General features: G+C 64.6%; 1 protein-coding gene. It reads right to left on the reverse strand.

The window, feature by feature from the left end; translation table 11 throughout:
• Positions 1 to 279 (reverse strand): transposase (locus FFK22_RS42475; RefSeq protein ID WP_143957073.1); only part of this gene is annotated, 279 nt, incomplete at its 3' end.
• Positions 280 to 322 lie beyond the last annotated feature (43 nt).

Here is a 322-nt window from a genome sequence, read left to right on the forward strand (position 1 = left end):
CATCGCCTCGACATCACGGCGGCAGGCCCGTTCCAGCCGACGCGACGAACGCACCTCGTTGAAGTAGCCCCAGACATAGAGCTTCAGGAGATCACGCGGATCGTAGCCGGGCCGTCCCGTCGCCGCAGGCACCGCCCGGCCGAAGCCCAGAACCGACAGGTCCAATCCATCAGCGAAGGCATCGATCACCCGAACCGCCGCATCGGCCGCGACATAGTCCTCCAGCCGAGTCGGCAGAAACGATGCCTGCGCCCGATCCTCGCCGACGATGTATCTCATGAATATGGCCGCCCCGTTCCCGAGGCGGCCAGTCTAAACAATC

The sequence above is a fragment of the Mycobacterium sp. KBS0706 genome, from assembly GCF_005938675.2.
Classification (GTDB): domain Bacteria; phylum Pseudomonadota; class Alphaproteobacteria; order DSM-16000; family Inquilinaceae; genus Inquilinus.